The 21,069-nt window shown below is 69.4% G+C and carries 16 protein-coding genes and 1 pseudogene; all 17 read left to right on the top strand.

From position 1 onward, the window contains the following. The first annotated feature begins 26 nt into the window (after positions 1–26). Positions 27–500: a MarR family winged helix-turn-helix transcriptional regulator gene (locus tag AC07U4_RS10965; RefSeq protein ID WP_495195422.1), complete on the top strand. Its 474-nt coding sequence runs from the start codon at positions 27–29 to the stop codon at positions 498–500. Between the two features lie 2 nt (positions 501–502). Next, entirely contained in the window at positions 503–1,903 is a 1,401-nt protein-coding gene (locus AC07U4_RS10960) for an efflux transporter outer membrane subunit (protein WP_495195862.1), read from the top strand. Further along, positions 1,900–3,066, top strand: coding sequence for an HlyD family secretion protein (locus tag AC07U4_RS10955; RefSeq protein WP_038663849.1), 1,167 nt, complete (start codon positions 1,900–1,902; stop codon positions 3,064–3,066). The genes AC07U4_RS10960 and AC07U4_RS10955 overlap by 4 nt, the downstream gene beginning before the upstream one ends. Before the next feature lie 74 nt (positions 3,067–3,140). Beyond that, positions 3,141–4,688, top strand: a complete 1,548-nt coding sequence (locus tag AC07U4_RS10950; RefSeq protein ID WP_038663852.1) for a DHA2 family efflux MFS transporter permease subunit — start codon at positions 3,141–3,143, stop codon at positions 4,686–4,688. A gap of 51 nt (positions 4,689–4,739) precedes the next feature. Next, entirely contained in the window at positions 4,740–5,450 is a 711-nt protein-coding gene (locus tag AC07U4_RS10945; protein WP_038663855.1) for a response regulator, read from the top strand. 145 nt (positions 5,451–5,595) lie between these two features. Further along, the gene (locus AC07U4_RS10940; protein WP_495195421.1) at positions 5,596–6,906 is read left to right on the top strand and encodes an ATP-binding protein; all 1,311 of its coding nucleotides are present in this window, start codon (positions 5,596–5,598) and stop codon (positions 6,904–6,906) included. Between the two features lie 127 nt (positions 6,907–7,033). After that, positions 7,034–7,729 (top strand): carbonic anhydrase, encoded by a 696-nt coding sequence (locus AC07U4_RS10935; protein ID WP_495195420.1) that lies wholly within the window; start codon positions 7,034–7,036, stop codon positions 7,727–7,729. Beyond that, a complete protein-coding gene (locus AC07U4_RS10930) occupies positions 7,726–9,243 on the top strand; it encodes a SulP family inorganic anion transporter (RefSeq protein WP_495195419.1) in 1,518 nt (505 codons plus the stop codon). Before AC07U4_RS10935 ends, AC07U4_RS10930 begins: the two co-directional genes overlap by 4 nt. Before the next feature lie 161 nt (positions 9,244–9,404). After that, entirely contained in the window at positions 9,405–10,250 is an 846-nt protein-coding gene (locus AC07U4_RS10925) for a TorF family putative porin (protein ID WP_495195418.1), read from the top strand. A gap of 201 nt (positions 10,251–10,451) precedes the next feature. Further along, on the top strand, positions 10,452–11,564 hold the full coding sequence (locus tag AC07U4_RS10920; RefSeq protein WP_495195861.1) for a glycoside hydrolase family 130 protein: 1,113 nt from the start codon (positions 10,452–10,454) through the stop codon (positions 11,562–11,564). Beyond that, the gene (locus AC07U4_RS10915; protein ID WP_495195417.1) at positions 11,561–13,123 is read left to right on the top strand and encodes an alpha-amylase family glycosyl hydrolase; all 1,563 of its coding nucleotides are present in this window, start codon (positions 11,561–11,563) and stop codon (positions 13,121–13,123) included. The genes AC07U4_RS10920 and AC07U4_RS10915 overlap by 4 nt, the downstream gene beginning before the upstream one ends. Before the next feature lie 9 nt (positions 13,124–13,132). Beyond that, positions 13,133–14,140 (top strand): glycosyltransferase family 4 protein, encoded by a 1,008-nt coding sequence (locus AC07U4_RS10910; RefSeq protein WP_495195416.1) that lies wholly within the window; start codon positions 13,133–13,135, stop codon positions 14,138–14,140. 180 nt (positions 14,141–14,320) lie between these two features. Next, positions 14,321–15,979, top strand: a complete 1,659-nt coding sequence (locus AC07U4_RS10905) for an MFS transporter (RefSeq protein WP_495195415.1) — start codon at positions 14,321–14,323, stop codon at positions 15,977–15,979. Beyond that, positions 15,976–17,127: an HlyD family secretion protein gene (locus AC07U4_RS10900; RefSeq protein ID WP_137898236.1), complete on the top strand. Its 1,152-nt coding sequence runs from the start codon at positions 15,976–15,978 to the stop codon at positions 17,125–17,127. The genes AC07U4_RS10905 and AC07U4_RS10900 overlap by 4 nt, the downstream gene beginning before the upstream one ends. Positions 17,128–17,513: 386 nt before the next feature. Beyond that, positions 17,514–18,878, top strand: coding sequence for an efflux transporter outer membrane subunit (locus tag AC07U4_RS10895; protein WP_495195414.1), 1,365 nt, complete (start codon positions 17,514–17,516; stop codon positions 18,876–18,878). Positions 18,879–18,902: 24 nt separating this feature from the next. Continuing rightward, positions 18,903–19,346 (top strand): annotated as a pseudogene (locus tag AC07U4_RS10890) (PAS domain-containing protein); the annotation flags it as partial. After that, a complete protein-coding gene (locus AC07U4_RS10885; RefSeq protein ID WP_495195860.1) occupies positions 19,326–21,065 on the top strand; it encodes a GAF domain-containing hybrid sensor histidine kinase/response regulator in 1,740 nt (579 codons plus the stop codon). The pseudogene AC07U4_RS10890 and the gene AC07U4_RS10885, both read left to right, overlap by 21 nt. The last annotated feature ends 4 nt before the right edge of the window (positions 21,066–21,069 follow it).

Genomic DNA, 21,069 nt, shown 5'->3' with positions numbered 1-21,069 from the left:
GAAGCAACCATTGCCATGGCAACGACATGGATTATTATTCCGAGTCGAACTTCACTCCGGAAAACTCGATCGGCTATCTCCTGCGCCGGTCGGAGCAGCTCGGCGCGGCCGTGCTCGAGCCGATCTTCGTCGCCGCCGGCATCACCAAGACGCAGTGGAGCGCGCTCGCCGCCCTCCACTTCAACCGCGCGTCGACCTGCGCCGAGATCGCGCGCGACCTCTGTCACGACAAGGGTGCCACCACCCGGCTGGTCGACACGCTGGAGGAGCGCGGCTGGGTGATGCGCGACCGCGACGGCGGCGAGGATCGCCGCGTCGTCCGGCTCACCCTGACGCCTGCCGGCGAACACATCGCCGGCACCGTCCGCGATGCCGTCATCCGCGTCTGGAACCACTGGCTAAGTGATTGGGAGGAAAGGGATATTTTGGACCTGATCCGCCTCCTCCAGCGGCTCCGCGACACCGTCCAACAGACCCCCGACGAAGGCGTCTTTGCGTGAAGATAGCGAATTTATCCCCCGCCGCGCTGCTGCTGCTCAGCGCCTGCGCCATTCCGGCCAGCCCCCCCGCGGTCGCGCCCGTCGCGCCCCCGACGCTCGGCCTCACCGGCGCCGCGACCCCGGCGATCGCCGACGATTGGTGGACCGGCTTCGGCGACCCGCAGCTCGACCGGCTCGTCGCCGATGCGACCGCGGGCAATCCGACGCTCGACGCCGCGCTCGCCCGCATCGCCCAGGCGCAGGCGGTGCTCTCCAGCCGCCGCGCCGACACCGGCCCCGACGTGACGCTGGATGCCAACGAGCAGCTCCAGCGCCTGTCCGGCCGCTACATCATCCCGCCGCCCTATGGCGGCTCGGTCCGCTTCGTCGGGCAGGCGCAGGCCAATCTGACCTGGAACCTCGATTTGTTCGGGCGGCAGAAGGCGGCGATCACCGGCGCCCGCGCCTCGGCGCGCGCCGCCGCGCTCGACCTCGCCGCCGCGCGCCTCGCGATCGCCGGCTCGGTCGCGCAGACCTATATCGACCTCGCCCGCGCCGAGGCGGAGGCGACGATCGCCCGCCGCACGATCGCGACCCGCCAGGACTCGCTACGCCTCGTCAACATCCGCATCCGCAACCGCCTCGCCAGCAATCTGCAGGCGACCGCGGCGCAGACGCTGCTGGCGCAGGCGCAGACCGCGTTGGTCCGCGCCGACGGCGCCCGCGCGCTCGCGACCAATGCGCTCGCCGCGCTCGCCGGGCGTGGCCCCGATTATGCCGCAACGATCCGCCCGGCGATGCTGCGCCTCGACGCGGCGCTGCCGCTGCCCGCGCAGGTCCCCGCCGACCTGCTCGCCCGCCGCCCGGACATCGCCGCGGCGCAGGCGCGGATCGAGGCCGCCGCCGCCGGCCGCCAGGTCGCGCGCCGCGCCTTCTATCCCAACGTCAACCTCACCGCGCTCGCCGGTTTCCAGGCGATCGGGCTCGGCAATCTGGTCAGCCTCGATGCCGGCACCGCCGGCGCCGGGCCTGCGATCCATCTGCCCCTGTTTGACAACGGCCGGTTGAAGGCCGACCTCGCCGGCGCAACCGCGGCGCTCGATCTCGCCACCGCCGACTATAACGACCGCGTCATCGGCGCGGTGCGCGACGCGGCGGACGCGATCGCGCTCGTCGCCAACCTCGGCGAACAGCGCGCGCGCACCGCCGAGGTCGTCCGCGGCTTCGGCGAGACCAACCGCCTCAACGCGATCCGCGTCTCGAGCGGGCTCGATAGCAAGCTCGACCTCGTCGACAACGACGTCCGCCTGCTCGATGCCGAACTGACGCAAGCCAATCTCGTCGCCGATGCGGCCCGCCAGCGCGTCGCGCTGGTGCTGGCGCTCGGTGGCGGCTTCTCCTCCTCCCAGGAACCCCGCCGATGACCGACACGCAAGCCCCAACGCCCCAACCCGCGAGCGCCGGCGGCAAGCCGCGCACGCGTCGCCGCGGCTTCCTGATCCTCGCCGTGATCGTCGTGATCGCGCTGATCGTCTGGGCGGTGTTCCACTTCCTGCTCGCCAAGCCCGAGCAGGAGACCGACGACGCCTATGTCGCCGGCGACGTCGTCGCGATCACCGCGCGCGATCCCGGCCAGATCACCGCGATCCATGCCGACAATACGCAGACGGTGAAGGCCGGCGCGCCGCTGCTCGACCTCGATCCCGCCACCGCCGACGTCGCGCTCGCCTCTGCCGAGGCGGAACTCGCCCGCGCCGTCCGCTCGACCCGCGCCGACATCAGCAAGGTCAGCGAGAGCGGCGCCGCGGTCGTCCAGGCGCAGGCGCAGCTCTCCGCCGCCACCGCCGACTATGCGCGTCGTCAGGGCGCCGCGGCGCAGGGCGCGATCTCGGGCGAGGAACTCGCGCATGCCGCCGACGCGGTGAAGGTCGCGCGCGCCAACCTCAACCTCGCGCGCAGCCAGCAGGCGCAGTCGCGCTCGACGGTACAGGGCACCGACACCACCACCAATCCGGCGGTGCTCGCCGCCGCCGCCGCCTATCGCCGCGCCGCGATCACGCGCAGCCACATGCATATCGTCGCGCCGATCGACGGCGTCGTCGCGCAGCGCACCGTGCAGATCGGTCAACAGGTCGCCGCCGGCACGCCGCTGATGGCGGTGGTGCCGCTCGCCAAGGTGTGGGTCGACGCCAATTTCCGCGAGACGCAGCTCAAGGACCTCCGCATCGGCCAGCCGGCGACGGTGACCGCCGACATGTACGGCGACGACGTGGTCTTCCACGGCCATGTCATCGGCGTCGGCGCCGGCTCGGGCAACGCCTTCGCGCTGCTGCCGCCGCAGAACGCCAGCGGCAACTGGATCAAGATCGTCCAGCGCGTGCCGGTGCGCATCGGCCTCGACCCGCGCGAGCTGACCCGCAATCCGCTGCGCGTCGGCCTGTCGGTCAACACGACGGTGGACACCGCCAACCGCTCGGGCGCGCTGCTCGGCAAGCCCGCAGCGCAGGCCTATGCCGGCGGCGGCGGCGATGGCCGCGACCCCGCGGTCGAGGCGCGCATCCGCCAGATCATCGCCGCCAATCGTTGACGCCCGCGTCGTCCTCACCCCTCGCCGCCTGCGGCGGAGGGTGAGGACGAACCGATATCCCGGAAGATACGCTGATGGCCGCCCCCACCCAAGCCCAAGGCCCCGCCCCGCTCGTCGGCGGCCAGCGCGCGCTGATCGCCTTCGCGCTCGCGCTCGGCACGTTCATGATGGTGCTCGACAGCACGATCGCCAACGTGTCGCTGCCGACGATCGCGGGCAATCTCGGCGTCTCGTCCGACAATTCGACCTGGGTGATCACCGCCTTCGCGGTCGCCAACGGCGTCGCGGTGCCGCTGACCGGCTGGCTGATGGGCCGGTTCGGCGTGGTGCGCACCTTCTGCACCGCGGTGGCGGCGTTCACCGTCGCCTCCTTCCTGTGCGGGATCGCCTGGGACCTGCCCTCGCTGATCGTCTTCCGCATCCTGCAAGGCGCCTGTTCGGGGCCGATGATGCCGGGCAGCCAGGCGCTGCTCATCTCGATCTTCCCGCCCGACAAGCGCTCCACCGCGCTCGGCGTGTGGTCGATGACGACGCTGGTCGGGCCGGTGATGGGGCCGATCCTCGGCGGCTATATCAGCGACAATTACCATTGGAGCTGGATCTTCCTGATCAACATCCCCTTCGGCATCTTCACGACGCTGATCTGCTGGAACGGATTGAAGAGCCGCGAGACGCCGACGCGCAAGCTGCCGATCGACACCGTCGGGCTGCTGCTGCTCGTCGTCTGGGTCGGCTCGCTGCAGATCATGCTCGATCTCGGCAAGAACGCCGACTGGTTCAACGACCCGGCGATCTGCGTGCTCGCCGTCGTGGCGGCGGTCGGCTTCGTCGCGTGGATCATCTGGGAATTGACCGACGCCAATCCGGCGGTCGACCTGTCGCTGTTCGCCAACCGCAATTTCGCGATCGGCACGCTCGCCTTCTGCCTCGGCTATGCGGTGTTCTTCGCCAACACGCTGATCCTGCCGCTCTGGCTGCAGACGCAGCTCGGCTATACCGCGACCTGGGCGGGGCTGATCGCGGCGCCGAGCGGGGTGGTGGCGGTGCTCATCTCGCCGCTTGCCGCGCGCCTGTCGGGCAAGGTCGATGCGCGCATCCTCGCGACGATCTCCTTCCTCGCCTTCGCCGTCTCCTATTGGATGCGCTCCAACCTCGTCACCGGCGCGACGGTGTTCGACTTCATGGCGCCGCTGCTGGTGCAGGGGATCGCGATGAGCATCTTCTTCCTCGCGATGGTGACGATCCTGCTCGACGGCATCGCGCCGCCGCGCATCCCCTCGGCGACCGGCATCTCGAACTTCGCGCGGATCGTCGCCGGCTCGTTCGCCGCGTCGATCATCACCACCGCCTGGGACCGGCGCGAGGCGATCCACCAGAGCCGCCTCGCCGAGGCGATCGGGCAGGGCATGCCCTACCAGATGGCGAGCGAGGGCATCCAGAAGCTCGGCGCCACCTCGACGCAGGCGGCGGCGGCGATCACGCGGCAGATGGTGGGGCAGGCGTATCTGCTCGCCTCGACCGACCTGTTCCGCGTCTCGGCGTGGCTGTGCGCGGCGATGGTGGTGATCGTCTGGTTCACGCGGCGTCCCAAGGGCGGCCACGGGCCGGTCGCGGCGGACTGATCGGCCGGGCCGCGGTTGACCGCCCCGGCCGCCTTGCCTACCTCTCGGGCCATGACCGCCCCCACCATCCTCCTGGTCGAGGACGATCCCGCCCTCCGCACCCTGACCACCAGAGCCTTGCAGGAAAACGGTTATCTCGTCCGTCCCGCCTCCGCCGCGCCCGAAATGTGGCTCGCGCTGGAAGCCGGGCCGGTCGATCTGATCCTGCTCGACATCATGCTCCCCGGCACCAGCGGCATCGACCTGTGCCGCGCGCTGCGCCAGAAGAGCGAGGTCCCGATCATCTTCATCAGCGCCAAGGGCAGCGAGACCGACCGCGTCGTTGGGCTCGAGCTCGGCGCCGACGATTATATCGCCAAGCCGTTCGGCAGCCGCGAGCTGATCGCGCGTATCCGCGCGGTGCTGCGCCGCGGCCAGCTCGAACGCCGCCCTGGCGAGCGCGAGGAGGGCGTGCTGACCTTCGACGGCTGGCAGGTGACGCTGCCGCGGCGCGAGCTGACCTCGCCGACCGGCGCGGTGGTCGACCTGACCGGCGCGGAATTCGACCTGCTCGTCAGCCTCGCCGAACATGCCGGCCGCGTTATCGCGCGCGAGCGGCTGATCGAGCTGTCGCGCACCCGGCTCGGCGACAGTTCGGACCGCAGCATCGACGTGCTGATCAGCCGGCTGCGCCGCAAATTGTCGAGCGCCGGCAAGGACGCGCCGATCATCACCGTGCGCGGCGTCGGCTATATGCTCAACACCGAGGTGACGCGCCGGTGACGGCTGGCGCCGCCATCTCCCATCTCTCCCCGTTCGCCCTGAGCCTGTCGAAGGGCTGGTCGCCCCAAACCCGGTCATCGCCTGCGGATCCCCGTGCTTTGACAGGCTCAGCACGAACGGGGAAGAGGGACAGGGCGCCTCGCCCATGAGGCGCTTCGTCCGCCCCTCGATCGGCCTGATCGGCCAGATCGTCGCGATCCTGCTGCTGACGATGGTGATCGAATTCGGCGTCAGCACGATCCTCTACGAACGTGCCAGCCAGTTCGCGGTCCGCGACGACGAGGCACGCCGCCTGGCGGAACATCTCGTCATCGCACGCCGCCTCGTCGCCGAGCAGCCGCCCGAACGCCGCGATGCGATGGCGGAGGATCTCACTACCGAACGCTACGCGCTTCATTGGCAGCGCAACCTGCCGCCGCCGCCGCCGATCGCGCCGGCGCTCGACGGCATGCGCCATCAGGTGATCGAATGGGAACCGTCGCTCGCCGCCAGCGACCTGCGGCTGAAGCTCACCTCGCCGGGGCGCAGCTCGGTGGTCACCGGCGGGTTGCGGCTGCCCGACAATAGCTGGCTCTATTTCCGCACGCTCGAACCGCTGCACAATCTCGAACTCGCTACCGAACGCATCCTGCTCGCGCTGATCCCGGCGCTGGCGCTGATGGTGATCGGCGGGCTGCTGATCCGCCGCGCGCTCCGCCCGATGCGCCAGCTTGCGATCGCCGCCGACACGCTCGGCGACGCCGAACACGATCCGATCCCCGAGGCGGGGCCGGGCGAGGTGCGCCGCGTCGTGGCCGCGTTCAACCGGATGGCGGCGCGCATCCAGCGTCTGATCGTCGACCGCACACAGGCGCTCGCCGCGGTCGGCCACGATCTGCGCACGCCGCTGCACCGGCTGAAACTGCGCGCCGACGCGGTGGAGGACGAGACGACCCGCGCGGCGATCCAGCGCGATATCGGCGAGATGGAGGCGATGGTGAATTCGCTGCTCGCCTTCCTTGGAGGCGGCAGCGATCCCGAGGCCCCGGTGCTGACCGACGTCGCGGTGCTCTGCGCGACGCTGATCGACGATGTCGAGGACCGCGGCCTGCCCGGCGTCTACGACGGACCGTCGCATTGCGAGGTCACCGTCCGTCCGGTCGCGCTGAAACGCGCGCTGGGCAATCTGATCGAGAATGCGCTCCATTATGCCGGCAACGTCGTACTGCGGCTGGAAAGCGAACCCGCCGGCGTGACGATGATCGTCGAGGACGACGGCACCGGCATTCCGGAAGACCAGCTGCGCCGCGTGCTCGAACCCTTCGTCCGGCTCGATACGTCGCGACCGCGCGACACGGTCGGTTTCGGTCTCGGCCTGCCGATCGTCGGCCGCATCGTCGAGGCGGAGGGCGGCGTGCTGACGCTCGCGAACCGCCCCGAAGGCGGCCTGCGCGCGGCGATCTTCCTGCCGCGGTAAGCGCATTTACTTCGTCTGCGAAAGTGTTCCCCGGCAACATTTTAAAACACGCGCGCCGCGCCCCGGCAAATTCGTTTCAGTACTGTTTCCGATGGTCCGGCTTCCGCCGCGACCGGGAGGATACCCCGTGAACGAGCTGCTCGGACGCGTCGTGAGTTTCGGCAAGACGGTCTTCCACGGCCAGCATGCGCTCTATTCGACGCTGGCGCAGGGGCAGAGCCCCAAGGCGCTGATGATCTCCTGTGCCGATTCACGGATCGTGCCGGAACATCTCATGCAGGCACAGCCGGGCGACCTGTTCGTCTGCCGCAACGCCGGCAACATCGTTCCGCCGTTCGCGCTGCAGACTGGCGGCGTCTCCGCCACGGTCGAATATGCGGTCGCGGTGCTCGGCGTCCACGACATCATCGTCTGTGGCCATTCCGATTGCGGCGCGATGAAGGGCCTCGCCGGCGATCCCGCCGCGCTCGCCGCGATCCCCACCGTCGCCAACTGGCTGAAACATGGCGCCGCCGCGCGCCAGATCGTCGACCAGACTTATCCCGACCTCACCGATGCCGAGCGCATCCGCGCGCTCAGCCTCGAAAATGTCGTCGCGCAGCTCGCGCATTTGCGCACCCACCCCTCGGTCGCCGCGGGCATCGCACAGGGCAAGATCGCGCTGCACGGCTGGTTCATCGACATCCACGACGGCACCGTGCTGGCGCTCGACGGCATCACCGGCCGCTTCCGACCGCTCGACGAAGGCGGCGATTTCCCCGTCGCCCAGCCCGCCGCGCCGCGCCAGGCCTCCGACGTCGAATTCCTGGCGGCCGCGGAATGAGCAACCTCCGCGCCCTGCTGCCGAGCGGCCCGGTCATCACGCGTGACCTCACCGCCTCGATCGTCGTCTTCCTCGTCGCGATGCCGTTGTGCATGGGAATCGCGGTCGCCTCCGGCGTGCCGGCGGAAAAGGGCCTCATCACCGGCATCATCGGCGGCATCGTCGTCGGCGCACTCGCCGGATCGCCGTTGCAGGTCAGCGGCCCCGCCGCCGGCCTCGCCGTCGTCGTGTTCGAGCTGGTCCGCGATCAGGGCCTGTCCGCGCTCGGCCCGATCCTCGTCCTCGCCGGGCTGATCCAGGTCGTCGCCGGCATCGCCCGCCTCGGCGGCTGGTTCCGCGCCATCTCGCCCGCGGTCGTCCACGGCATGCTCGCCGGGATCGGCGTGCTGATCGTCGTCGGCCAGTTCCACGTCCTGTTCGACGCCAAGCCGCTGCCGAGCGGCCTCCAGAACCTCGCTGCCGCACCCGGCCGCCTGTTCGGCCTGTCGCCGAGCAACATCGAAGCGACTGAGATCGCCTTCGCCGTCGGCATGCTGACCATCGCGGCGATGCTGTGCTGGGAGAAGTTCCGCCCCGCCTCGCTGCGCCTCGTCCCCGGCGCACTGGTCGGCGTGCTCACCGGCACGTTCGTCGCGCTCGCCTTCGACCTCGACGTCGCCCGGGTCAACGTCCCCGAATCGATCGCCGGCGCGGTCAGCTTCCCGGGCGTCGGCATGGTCGCCAAATGGGCCGATCCGTCGATCCTCGCCGCCGCGCTCGCCATCGCCTTCATCGCCAGCGCCGAGACGTTGCTGTCCGCCGCCGCGGTCGACCGCATGCACGATGGCGTACGCACCAACTACAACAAGGAACTGCGCGCGCAGGGCATCGGCAACCTGCTCTGCGGCCTCGCCGGCGCGCTGCCGATGACCGGCGTCATCGTCCGCTCCTCGGCGAACGTCCAGGCCGGCGCGACCACGCGCATGTCGACGATCTTCCACGGCATCTGGATCCTCGGCTTCGTCGCGCTGCTGCCCTGGGTGCTGCGCGAGATCCCGATGGCGGCGCTCGGCGCGATCCTCGTCATCACCGGCTGGCGGCTGGTCAGCCTCGCCCATGCCCGCCACCTCCTCTCGCATTACGGCCCGCTGCCGGCGCTCATCTGGCTGGCGACGCTGGTCACCGTCGTGGTCGAGGATCTGCTGACCGGCGTGCTGGTCGGCATCGGCCTCTCGATGCTCGAGCTGGTGCCGCATCTCAAGCGGCTCGGCCTCAAGGTGTCGGAAGGGCCGCAGGGCGGCGCGCATGCGATCAACCTGTCGGGCGCGGCGACCTTCGTGTCGCTGCCGAAACTGTCGGACACGCTGGAGCGTGCGCCTGCCGGCATGCCGGTGCGGCTCGACGTCACCGGACTGTCGACCGTCGATCATACCTGCGCCGAGCTGATCAAGGACTGGTTCCAGCGGCGCCGCGCCGCGGGTGACGTCGTCGAGCTGCTCGGCGCGCGTGGCAAGACTGCCGCACTCGCCCACTGAACCCCGCCCAGCAATGTTTCGTTACAAAAAAGAAGCTTTTTGGCCATAATGCTGCGGTAGCGAATGGGCGTCAGGGAAAGACTGGTGCCCGTCCGCCACCGCGGAGCGAGCGCGCCGGCGGCCCGGACGCAGGAGGGACCCATCCATTCGAAAGGGGTCCCATGAAATATACTCTGCTCGCGGCCGCGACTTTCGCCGCCGTTACCGCCCTCCCCGCCGCCGCGCAGGAGACTGCACCGCCCAAGCCGGTCACCGTCACCGGCAGCGTCGCGCTCGTCTCCGACTATCGGCTGCGCGGCGTCTCGCAAACCGACAAGGAAATGGCGGTTCAGGGCGGCATCACCGTCGCGCATGAAAGCGGCCTCTACGGCGGCGTCTGGGCGTCGAATCTCGCCGGCTGGGGCACGTTCGGCGGCTCGAACATGGAGCTCGACCTGATCGGCGGCTACAAGCATGCGGTCGGCGGCGGTGCGATCGACGTCGGCCTGACCTGGTACATGTATCCGGGCGGCGCGTCGAAGACCGACTTCGCCGAACCCTATGCGAAATTGTCGGGCACGATCGGCCCGGTCAACCTGCTCGCCGGCGTGGCCTATGCACCCAAGCAGCAGGCGCTCGGCAAATGGTACAACAGCGGCGCCTCGGCGCAGACCGGCATCTACGACAATCCCGGCAAGAAGAACGACAACCTCTATCTGTGGGGCGACTTCGCCAGCGCGATCCCGACCACGCCGCTGACCGCCAAGGCGCATATCGGCTATTCGAAGGGCAATTCGGGCCTCGGCCCCAACGGCACCTCCGCGGCGCCGACCGGCGAATATTGGGACTGGCTGCTCGGCGCCGATTACGCGATCAAGGGCACGCCGCTGACGCTCGGCGTCGCCTATGTCGATACCGACATCACCAAGCGGCAGGCGGCCTATCTCCAGCCGAACTTCTCCTCGACCAAGAACGGCAGCAGCATCGCGGCGAGCCAGGTCGTGTTCGCGGTGACCGCGGCGTTCTGACGAACCGCGAAATCCTCCCCCGCCAGGGGGAGGGGGACCGCCACGCGCCAGCGTGGTGGTGGAGGGAGAGGATATGGCGCACTATAAAGTTGCTCCACCCTGTCCTCCCCTTCCGTCACGCCCTGCGGGCGTGCCACCTCCCCCTGGCGGGGGAGGAATTTGGCGATGGAACCACTCCCCCATCCCCGCGCTAACGCCATCATGCACGATGCGCTGATCTTCACGCCCGATCATGTCGATCTCACCCGCTCGCCGCTGCGCCGCGGGATCGCCGAGCCGACCTATGTGCTCGGCGCGTTCAACCCGGGCTTCACGCGGCTGCCCAACGGCAATCTGCTGCTGATGGTGCGCATCGCCGAGGCGCTGTCGGAGCCGGTCCGCGACGGCCACGTCCATGCGATCCGCTGGACCCCCGCGGGCTATGTGCTCGACGCCTGGCCACTGGAACAGGTCGACATGACCGATCCGCGCCAGTTCGAGCTCAAGGGCAGCCGCCATCGCATCCTCGCGCTCACGTCGCTGTCGTGGCTCCTCCCCGTCGAGCTCGACCCCGCGGGCGAGCGGATCGTCGCCGTCCATTACGACGCGGCGATCGAACCCGCCGCCGGCTACCAATGCTACGGGGTCGAGGACGCGCGCATCACCTGCATCGGTGATATCTGGTACATGACCACCTGTTCGGTCGGCGCCGAGCGGCATTGCACGACGCTCCACACCTCGCGCGACGGGCTGCACTATCGGCTGGAGGGGATCGTCCTCGACCACCAGAACAAGGACATGATCCTGTTCGAAGGGCGGGTTGGCGACAAGTTCATGGCACTGACCCGCCCGCTCGGCGAGGTCTATTTCGCCTATCCGCCCGACAGCCCCTGGGTCGGCGGCCCGTCGATCAATTTCGCGCAGAGTCCCGATACGCTGCACTGGCAGCCGCTCGACGCCCCCGGCTTGCGCGCGCGCAAGGGCTCGCGATCGGCGATGAAGATCGGCGGCGGCACCCAGCCGGTGCTGACCCGCGACGGCTGGCTGATGATCTACCACGGCGTCGAGGCGCGCGAGAGCGTCGGCATCTACCGCAGCTTCTGGGCGCTGCTCGATCGCGACGATCCCGCGCGCATCCTGCGCGTCGAGGACGAGACGCCGCTGCTCGAGGCGGACCCGGCGCTCACCGCGCCGATCGCGCACCAGATGTACCTGCCGACCCCGGTGGTGTTCTCGACCGGCCTGGTCGATACCGGCGACGATTATCTGATCGCCAGCGGCGAGGCCGATCTCGCCTGCCGCATGACCCGGCTGCCGAAGGGAATGTTCGCATGACGTGGTGGCGGACGGGGACGATCTACCAGATCTACCCGCGCTCGTTCCAGGACAGCGACGGCGACGGCGTTGGCGATCTCAAGGGGATTGAGGCGCGGCTCGACCATCTCGTCGCGCTCGGCGTCGATGCGATCTGGATCTCGCCGATCTTCCCCTCGCCGATGCGCGACTTCGGCTATGACGTCGCCGATTATTGCGGGATCGACCCGCGCTTCGGCACGCTCGTCGATTTCGACAGCCTGCTCGCCGCCGCGCATGCGCGCGGGCTGAAGCTCCTGCTCGACTTCGTCCCCAACCACAGTTCGACCGACCATCCCTGGTTCCAGGAAAGCCGGTCGTCGCGCGACAATCCCAAGCGCGACTGGTATATCTGGCGCGATCCCGCCCCCGACGGCGGCCCGCCCAACAATTGGATCAGCGATTTCGGCGGCTCGGCGTGGGAATATGACGCCGCCACCGGCCAATATTACTACCACGCCTTCCTCAAGGAACAGGCCGACCTCAACTGGCGCAACCCCGATCTGCGGCGTGCGATGATGGATGCGCTGCGCTTCTGGTTCGACCTCGGCGTCGACGGCTTCCGCATCGACGTGCTCTGGCACATGGTCAAACACGCCGACTTCCCCGACAATCCCGCCAACCCCGACTATCGCGCCGCGATGGGCGAGATGCACGCGGTGCTCCAGCTCCATTCGACCGACCAGCCCGAGGTCCATGCCATCGCCGCCGAGATGCGCAGCATCGCGGACTCCTATCCCGGCGACCGCGTGCTGATCGGCGAGATCTATCTGCCGGTCGAGCGGCTGATGCACTATTACGGGCTCGACGCACCCGAAGTGCATCTGCCCTTCAATTTCCAGCTCATCGACGCGCGCTGGGATGCGCGTCATCTCGCCGGGCTGATCGCCGAATATGAAGCGGCGTTGCCGGCGGGGGGCTGGCCGAACTGGGTGCTCGGCAACCACGATCGCCCGCGCATCGCCAGCCGCGTCGGGGCCGCGCAGGCGCGCGTCGCGGCGGTGCTGCTGCTGACGCTGCGCGGTACGCCGACGCTCTATTACGGCGACGAGCTCGGCCTCGCCGACGTCGCCATCCCCGCGGCCCGCGTGCAGGACCCGCGCGAGCTGCGCGAACCCGGCCTCGGTCTCGGCCGCGATCCGGTGCGCACGCCGATGCCGTGGAACGCCAGCGCTTATGCCGGCTTCTCGACCGCCGAGCCGTGGCTGCCGCTCAACCCGGACTGGCCGACGCGTAACGTCGCGGCGCAGAGCGGCGATGCGCAATCTATGCTGGCGCTGCACCGCGACCTGCTCAACCTGCGCCGCAAGCATGAGGCGCTCGCGATCGGCGACTTCGCGCTGATCGAGGCGGCCGGCGACGTGCTCGCCTACGAACGCCGCCACGGCGACGAGCGGATCGTCGTCGCGCTCAACCTCGGCGCGACGCCGCAGCCGGTGACACTGCCGGCCGGCGACGTTCTGCTCGGCACCCTGCCGGGGCGCGGCGAGCCCGGCCTGCTGCGCCCCGACGAAGCTATCATCCTGCGCGTAACCCGCTAAGCCGGCGTCATGAAGATCGCGATGCTCGCCCCCATTTCGTGGCGCACCCCGCCGCGCCATTACGGCCCGTGGGAGTTGGTCACCAGCCTGCTCACCGAAGCGCTCGTCGCGCGCGGCGTCGACGTCACGCTGTTCGCGACGCAGGACAGCCTCACCGCCGGAACCCTTAGCGCAGTGGTGCCGGCGCCCTATTCGGAAGACCCGCGCATCGACGCCAAGGTGTGGGAATTCCGCCATCTCGCGCATCTGTTCGACCGCGCCGGCGAGTTCGACCTGATCCACAACCAGGCGGACTTTCCCGCCCACGCCTTCTCGCATCTGGTGGCGACGCCGATGGTCACGACGATCCACGGCTTTTCGTCGGACCGTATCCTGCCGATGTACCAGCCCTATCAGGACCGCGTGCATTATGTCGCGATCAGCGACGCCGACCGCTCGCCGCAGCTCCGCTATGCCGCGACGATCCACCACGGCATCGTCCTCGACGATTTCCCCTTCGACGCAGGGGGCAGCGACGACCTGCTGTTCTTCGGCCGCATGCACCCCGACAAGGGCGCCGCCGAGGCCATTGCGGTCGCGCAGGCGACGGGCCGCGACCTCGCCATGTACGGCATCGTGCAGGATCAGGGCTATTACGAGCGGTCGGTGGTCCCGCATCTCGGCGCGCATATTCGCCACCCCGGCGCGGTCGGCGGCGACGACCGCACCGCGGCGCTCGGCAAGGCGGCGGCGCTGCTCCACCTCATCAATTTCGACGAGCCCTTCGGCCTGTCGGTGATCGAGGCGATGGCCTGCGGCACGCCGGTGATCGCGATCAACCGCGGCTCGATGCCCGAGCTGATCGACGACGGCGTCACCGGTTTTCTGGTCGACAGCGTCGACGCGGCGATCGCCGCGGTCGCGCGCCTGCCCGAGATCGACCGCGCCGCCTGCCGCACCGCGGTGGCGGCGCGCTTCACCGTCGAGCGGATGGCCGACGCCTATATCGCGCTCTACCGCGACATTCTGGGTGGCTGAACGACCCGGCGATTGCTTGTCGCCGTCCCGCGTGGCGCAGCCCATCGCCACGAACATCCCGTCACCCCGGACCCGTTCCGGGGTGACGGTGTGGGGGAGGAAGGGTTTCCGTGGAAGCGCCCGCCCCTGCGCAATCGCCCCGGTTGAACCGCCCGCCCCGATCGCGCGTATAGGCGGGTCATGATCGCCCGCCTGCGCCGCTTCCTGTCCGAGGAAGACTGGACCTTTGCGCCGCACGAGGTTCCCGTCCTCCCCGGCTCGCCGGGTACGGTCGAGCATCGCACGCGCCATCGCATCGCCTATGGCGTCATCTCGGTACTGCTCGGCCTGACCGGCGGCTTCGGCAACGCGCTGATCTCGGCCAACACCTATACGTTGCAAGGCGCGCTGGGGCTCGATCCCGCCGAAATCGCCTGGCTGCCGACGGTCTATGTGATGACCAACGTCAGCATCAACCTGCTGCTCATCAAGTTCCGCGCGCAATTCGGCCTCAGGCCGTTCGCGATGATCTTCCTCAGCGTCTATGCGGCACTGACCTTCGCGCATTTGTTCGTGCGCGGCTTCGACACCGCGATCCTCGTCCGCGCCGCGAGCGGCATGGCCGGCGCCGCGGTGTCCAGCCTGTGCCTTTATTACATGATGCAGGCGCTGCCGACCAAATGGCGGCTGAAGGCGGTGGTGGTCGGCATCGGCATCCCGCAATGCGCGACGCCGCTGGCGCGCCTGTTCTCGCCCGACCTGCTCGCCATGTCGCAATGGCGCACGCTCTATCTGTTCGAGCTCGGCCTCGCCTTGCTCAGCCTCGCCGCGGTCGCCTGGCTGCGGCTGCCGCCGACCACGCGGTCGAAGGCGTTCGAGCGGCTCGATTTCGTTACCTTCGTGCTGTTCGCGGGCGCGATGGCGCTGTTCGCCGCGGTGCTCGGCCAGGGCCGCTACGTCTGGTGGACCAACGCGCCGTGGCTGGGCTGGGCGCTGATCGCGGCGATCTCGATGCTCGCCGCCGCGCTCGCGATCGAGCATCACCGCGTCAATCCGCTGCTCAACACGCGCTGGCTGGGCAGCGCCGATATCGTCCGCTTCACGATCGTCACGATCATGGCGCGCATCGTCCTGTCCGAACAGACCTATGCCTCGGTCGGGCTGCTCACCGTGCTCGGTCAGAACAACGACCAGCTCGTGCCCTTCTTCACGATCATCTTCCTCGCCTCGGTCGCCGGAGTGGTGCTGAGCGCGGTGACGCTGGACGTCAGCCGACCGGCGCATCCGATCATGCTGGCGATCGGCCTCGTCGCGATTGCCGCCTTCGCCGACAGTCACGCGACCAACCTGACTCGCGCGCCGCAGATGTACGCCAGCCAGGCGCTGATCGCCTTCGCCGCGACCTATTTCCTGGGGCCGGCGCTCCTGTTCGGCATGACCCGCGCGCTGCAACAGGGATCGGGCCATATCATCAGCTTTATCGCGCTGTTCGGGATGATCAATTCGATCGGCGGGCTCGCCGGCACCGCCTTGCTCGGCAGCTATCAGCAGATCCGCGAGAAGGCGAACAGCGCCGCGCTGGTGCAGGCGATCGACCCGACCGACCCGATTGTCGCACAGCGGCTGCAGGCGGGCGGCGCGGCGGTGTCGCGCGTCGTCGGCGATCCCGCGCTGCGCAGCGCCGAGGGCGGGGCGATCCTGTCGCAGACGACGACGCGCGAGGCCAACGTGCTGGCGTTCGACGATGTCTTCCGGCTGATCGCGGTGCTCGCCGCGCTCACCTTCTGTTATCTCCTGTTCCTCATGATCCGCCGGACGCGCCGCGAACGCCGTGCCGCGCTCAGCCAGAGTTCCGCATGACCGATAGCCGCAGCCCCGTCGATCCCATCCCCGCGACCGAAGAGGCGCAGGCCGAGGTTGCGCCGCCGTCCGCCGTCCCTGTCGGCTCGGGCTGGCGGCCGCAGCCGCCGAGCCGCACCGCGCTGATCGTCATCCTCGTGCTGATGGTCGGCGGCGTGCTCGCGGTGCTCGCGGCATGGCGGCTGCCGCCCTTCGCCAATGCCGATCAGTCGACCGACAATGCCTATGTCCGCGGCCGCACCACGGTGATCGCGCCGCAGGTGTCGGGCTATGTCACGCAGGTGTTCGTCCGCGACTTCATGGACGTGCAGCCCGGTCAGGCGCTGGTCCAGATCGACGACCGCATCTATCGCCAGCGCGTCGATCAGGCGCAGGCGCAGGTCGACGCGCAGGCGGCAACGCTCGCCAACGCCCGCCAGACCGAGCGCAGCCGCACCGCCAGCCTCGCCGCGCAGACCGCCGCGGTCGCCAATGCCGAGGCGCAGTTGATGCGCGCGCAGGCCGACATGAACCGCGTCAACGACCTCGTCACCGATGGCTCGGTATCACTGCGCGAACGCGACCAGACGCTCGCTGCACTGCGTCAGGCGCAGGCGGCGGTGCAGCAGGCCCGCGCCGCACGCGAGATCGCGCGTCAGGACATCCGTACCGTCCAAGTCGGCCGCGGCGGCCAGCAGGCGGGCGTCTCCGGCGCCGAGGCGGCGCTGCGCCTCGCCCAGATCGACCTCGCCAACACCGTCATCCGCGCGCCCGAACGCGGCCGGCTGAGCGAGGTCGGCGTCCGCGTCGGCCAGTATGTCACCGCCGGGTCGCAATTGATGTTCCTCGTGCCGCCCGAAACCTGGGTGATCGCCAATTTCAAGGAGGCGCAGACCGCGCGGATGACCGTCGGCCAGCCGGCGAGCTTTACCGTCGACGGCCTCGCCAATGCGCGGCTGACCGGCCATATCGAGCGCATCTCGCCCGCGGCGGGATCGGAGTTCGCGGTGCTCAAGGCGGACAATGCGACCGGCAATTTCACCAAGGTGCCGCAGCGCATCGCGGTGCGCATCCGCATCGATCCCGGCCAGCAGCTCGCGGCACGGCTGCGCCCCGGCATGTCGGTACAGGCGCGCGTCGACACCTCCAGCGGCCCGGTGGTGAAGTGATGGGCTTCCGAAAATTCCTCCCTCGCGTCAGCGGGGGAGGGGGACCGCGGCCGCAGGCCGTGGTGGAAGGGGCGTCTCCGCATACGACGCAGTTCGCCGTAACCTCCCCCTCCGTCACGGCTTCGCCGTGCCACCTCCCCCTGGCGGGGGAGGATTTTGATCGAGCATCCGCTTTAAGCGCAGCATCTCTGCGCCTCTGCGCCTCTGCGCGAATCAATATCCGGCCTCTCTCCGAAAGCGCCGATGATGATCGCGCGAAGACGCGAAGACGCGAAGATGTTGCGCTGCTGGAACCCGCAGCACATTCGATCATCCGTATCGATAAAAGGACCACGACCGCCGCAAGCGCACCCCCTTCGCGCCTTCGCGCCTTCGCGTGCACCACCTTGCTCAGCCTCACGCTGGCCGCCTGCATCGGCCCTCGCCCGCAAACCCCCGCCGCCAGCGCCGTCGTCCCGCCGCCCGCATGGCGCACCGCGCTCGGCAATGGCGAGCCGATCCGCGCCGACTGGTGGAGCGCGTTCGGCGATCCCGTGCTCACCCGGCTCGTCGGTCAGGCGCTTGCGGACAACGTCGACCTCGCCGCCGCCGCGTCGCGGATCGACGAGGCGCGCGCCGCCGCGCGGCTCGCCCGCGCGCAGCAGACACCGACGCTCGGCGGCAACCTGCCGAGCACCACCGGCCAGACGGTCAGCCCGTTCGGCACCCCCAGCGACGCGATCGGCGCACAGCCCGCGGTCACCGCCAGCTACGATCTCGACCTGTTCGGCCGCCTCCGGCAGGCGAGCCGCGCCGCGCAGGCGCAGCTTCTCGCCAGTGAGGGCGCGCGCGACACCGTCCGCCTCGCCATCGCCAGCGGCGTCGCGAGCAATTACGTCACGCTGCGCGCGCTCGACCTGCGCCTCGCGGTCGCGCAACAGACGCTCGCCGCGCGCACCGAGGCGCTGCGCATCGCCCGCCGCCGCGCCGAGGCGGGCTATACCTCCAACCTCGAACTGCGGCAGGCCGAGGCCGAATATCGCGCGACACAACAGCTCGTCCCCGCCGCGCAGCTCGCGATCAACCGGCAGGAGAATGCGCTCAGCCTGCTGCTCGGCACCAATCCCGGTCCGATCCCGCGCGGCCTGCCGCTCGACCGGCTGCTCGCCCCCGCGATCCCCGACGGCCTGCCCGCCGATCTGCTGCGCCGCCGCCCCGACCTGTTCCAGGCTGAGCAGACGCTGGTCGCCGCCGACCGCACGCTCGACAGCGCGCGCGCGGCGATGCTGCCCAATCTTGCGCTCACCGGCTCGGCGGGGGTGGTATTGTCGACCGCGCTCGCCAATCCGATCGGCGTCTTCTCGGTCGGCGCCAGCATCCTCTCGCCGATCTTCGACGGCGGCCGGCTGCGGGCGCAAAGCGACGTCGCCACCGCGCGCCGCGATCAGGCCGCCTTCGCCTATCGGCGTACCGCGCTGGTCGCCTTCCAGGAGGTCGACAATGCGCTCGCCGGGGTGCAGCGGTCGGGAGAACAGGCGGTGGCGCTCGGATTGCAGGTCGATGCGCTCGCCGCGGCGCTGCGCAACGCCAGCAACCGCTATCGTGCCGGCTATACCTCGTACATCGAACAGCTCGACGCGCAGCGCGGCCTGCTTACCGCCGAGCTGGCGCTGGTGCAGGCGCGCGCCGACCGGATCACCGCTTATGTCGCGCTGTATCAGGCGATGGGCGGCGGCTGGTCGCGCGACGATGTGGCCGCGACGCAACGCTGACATGCTCCTGCATCGCAATATGTCATGGTGTCGGATCGCTCCCGGTCGCAACGCGTTCTCGCAACCCATGTTACTTTTACGAGCCCTTCGCCGCCGATGGCCGACGACGATTTGAAGACCGCCGGCCAGATCAGCGTCGGCAGTTGGGATTGGGACGTGGTCGCCGACCGCGTCACCGCCGACCCTGAGTTCGCGCGCCTCTACGGTGTCGATCCCGACGAGGCGCAGGCCGGCGCGCGACTGGAACGGTTCTTCACCGCGATGCACCCCGACGATCGGCCGCGGGTGCAGGCGGAGATCGCCGCGGCACTCGCCAGCGGTGATCCGTTCGAGAGCGACTACCGCCTGCAACAGCCCGACGGCCGCGCGCGCTGGGTCGCCGCACGCGGCCGCGTCACCTATGATGACGACGGGCGGCCGCTGCGCTTTCCCGGCATCAGCTTCGACATCGACGCGCGCAAGTCCGCCGAGCTGCGTCTCAAGGCGCTGGTCAAGCTCAACGACCGGCTGCGCGATCCCGGCGACCCCGCCGACCTCGCTTATGCCGCCGCCGAGATCCTCGGCCGCCTGTTCGACGTCAGCCGCTGCGGCTATGGCACGATCGACCGGGCCGCAGAGACGATCGTCACCGAACGCGCGTGGTGCGCAGGCGGCATCGCGCCGCTGCCCGGCATCCTGCATTTCCGCGATTATGGCTCGTATATCGAGGACCTCAAGCGCGGCGAGACGGTGGCGATCGACGACGTCTACGAAGATCCGCGCACCGCCGCCACCGCCGAGGGGCTGAAGAGCCTCGCCGCACTGTCGTTCATCAACATGCCGGTGACCGAACAGGGCGGCTTCGTCGCGCTGCTCTACCTCAACAACGCACAGCCGCGCCGCTGGCTGCCCGAGGAGGTCGCCTTCGTCCGCGACGTCGCCGAACGGACGCGCGACGCGGTCGAGCGCCGCCGCGTCGAGCACGAACTCGCCGCGCTCACCGCCTCGCTCGAACAGCAGGTCGAGGCGCGTACCCGCGAGCTGATGACCGCCGAGGCGCATCTGCGCCAAGCGCAGAAAATGGAGGCGGTCGGCCAGCTCACTGGCGGGTTGGCGCACGATTTCAACAATATGCTTACCGGCATCTCGGGCGCGATCGAGATGATGCAGGTCCGCATCCGTCAGGGCCGCGTCGACGAGATCGATCGCTACGCCAATGCCGCGCAGGGCGCGGCGCGGCGGGCGGCGGCGCTGACCCACCGGCTGCTCGCCTTTTCGCGGCGTCAGACGCTCGATCCCAAGCCGACCGACGTCAATCGGTTGATCGACGGGCTGCGCGACCTGATCCAGCGCACCGTCGGCCCGGGCGTGACGATCGAAGTGGTCGGTGCCGGCGGATTGTGGCCGGCGATGGTCGATCCCAACCAGCTCGAAAATGCGTTGCTCAATCTGTGCATTAACGCGCGCGACGCGATGCCCGACGGCGGCCGCATCACGATCGAGACCGCCAACCGCTGGCTCGACGAGCGCGCCGCCAAAGAGCGCGATCTGGAACCCGGCCAATATCTCTCCTTGTGCGTCACCGACACCGGCACCGGCATGACGCCCGAGGTCCAGTCGCGCGCCTTCGACCCCTTCTACACCACCAAGCCGATGGGCGAAGGCACCGGCCTCGGCCTGTCGATGATCTACGGATTCGCGCGCCAGTCCGGCGGGCAGGTGCGCATCTATTCGGAGCTCGACCAGGGCACGACGATGTGCATCTATCTGCCGCGCCACTATGGCGATGCCGAGCAGGATGGCGATCCCGCCCCCGCGACGATCCCGGTCCCCGGCGAAGGCCGCCACACCGTTCTGGTCGTCGACGACGAACCGACGATCCGCATGCTGATCGTCGAGATCCTCGAGGAAATGGGCCATAACGTGCTGGAGGCGGGCGACGGCGCCGCCGCGCTGCGGCTGCTGGGTACCGGTGCGCCTGTCGACCTGCTCGTCACCGACGTCGGTCTGCCCGGGCAGATGAACGGCCGTCAGGTCGCCGACGCCGCGCTGGTCCAGTTGCCGGCGCTGAAGGTGCTGTTCATCACCGGCTATGCCGAGAATGCGGTGATCGGCAACGGCCCGCTCGCCCCGAACATGGCACTGGTCACCAAGCCCTTCACGATGGACGCCATCGCCGACCGCATCCGCGCGATGCTGGAGGGTTAAGCCG

It is taken from the genome of Sphingomonas sp. GW821-FHT02B09 (genome assembly GCF_059421875.1).
The sequence above is the reverse complement of the archived record's forward strand: the minus strand, read 5'-3'. Positions and strand labels throughout refer to the sequence as shown.

Excerpts from the sequence above, each read along its gene's own strand:
- AC07U4_RS10965 (WP_495195422.1), top strand. The coding sequence starts at position 27 with ATGGATTATTATTCCGAGTCGAACTTCACTCCGGAAAACTCGATCGGC.
- AC07U4_RS10955 (WP_038663849.1), top strand. The coding sequence starts at position 1,900 with ATGACCGACACGCAAGCCCCAACGCCCCAACCCGCGAGCGCCGGCGGC.
- AC07U4_RS10950 (WP_038663852.1), top strand. The coding sequence starts at position 3,141 with ATGGCCGCCCCCACCCAAGCCCAAGGCCCCGCCCCGCTCGTCGGCGGC.
- AC07U4_RS10945 (WP_038663855.1), top strand. The coding sequence starts at position 4,740 with ATGACCGCCCCCACCATCCTCCTGGTCGAGGACGATCCCGCCCTCCGC.
- AC07U4_RS10940 (WP_495195421.1), top strand. The coding sequence starts at position 5,596 with ATGAGGCGCTTCGTCCGCCCCTCGATCGGCCTGATCGGCCAGATCGTC.
- AC07U4_RS10930 (WP_495195419.1), top strand. The coding sequence starts at position 7,726 with ATGAGCAACCTCCGCGCCCTGCTGCCGAGCGGCCCGGTCATCACGCGT.
- AC07U4_RS10925 (WP_495195418.1), top strand. The coding sequence starts at position 9,405 with ATGAAATATACTCTGCTCGCGGCCGCGACTTTCGCCGCCGTTACCGCC.
- AC07U4_RS10920 (WP_495195861.1), top strand. The coding sequence starts at position 10,452 with ATGCACGATGCGCTGATCTTCACGCCCGATCATGTCGATCTCACCCGC.
- AC07U4_RS10915 (WP_495195417.1), top strand. The coding sequence starts at position 11,561 with ATGACGTGGTGGCGGACGGGGACGATCTACCAGATCTACCCGCGCTCG.
- AC07U4_RS10910 (WP_495195416.1), top strand. The coding sequence starts at position 13,133 with ATGAAGATCGCGATGCTCGCCCCCATTTCGTGGCGCACCCCGCCGCGC.
- AC07U4_RS10905 (WP_495195415.1), top strand. The coding sequence starts at position 14,321 with ATGATCGCCCGCCTGCGCCGCTTCCTGTCCGAGGAAGACTGGACCTTT.
- AC07U4_RS10900 (WP_137898236.1), top strand. The coding sequence starts at position 15,976 with ATGACCGATAGCCGCAGCCCCGTCGATCCCATCCCCGCGACCGAAGAG.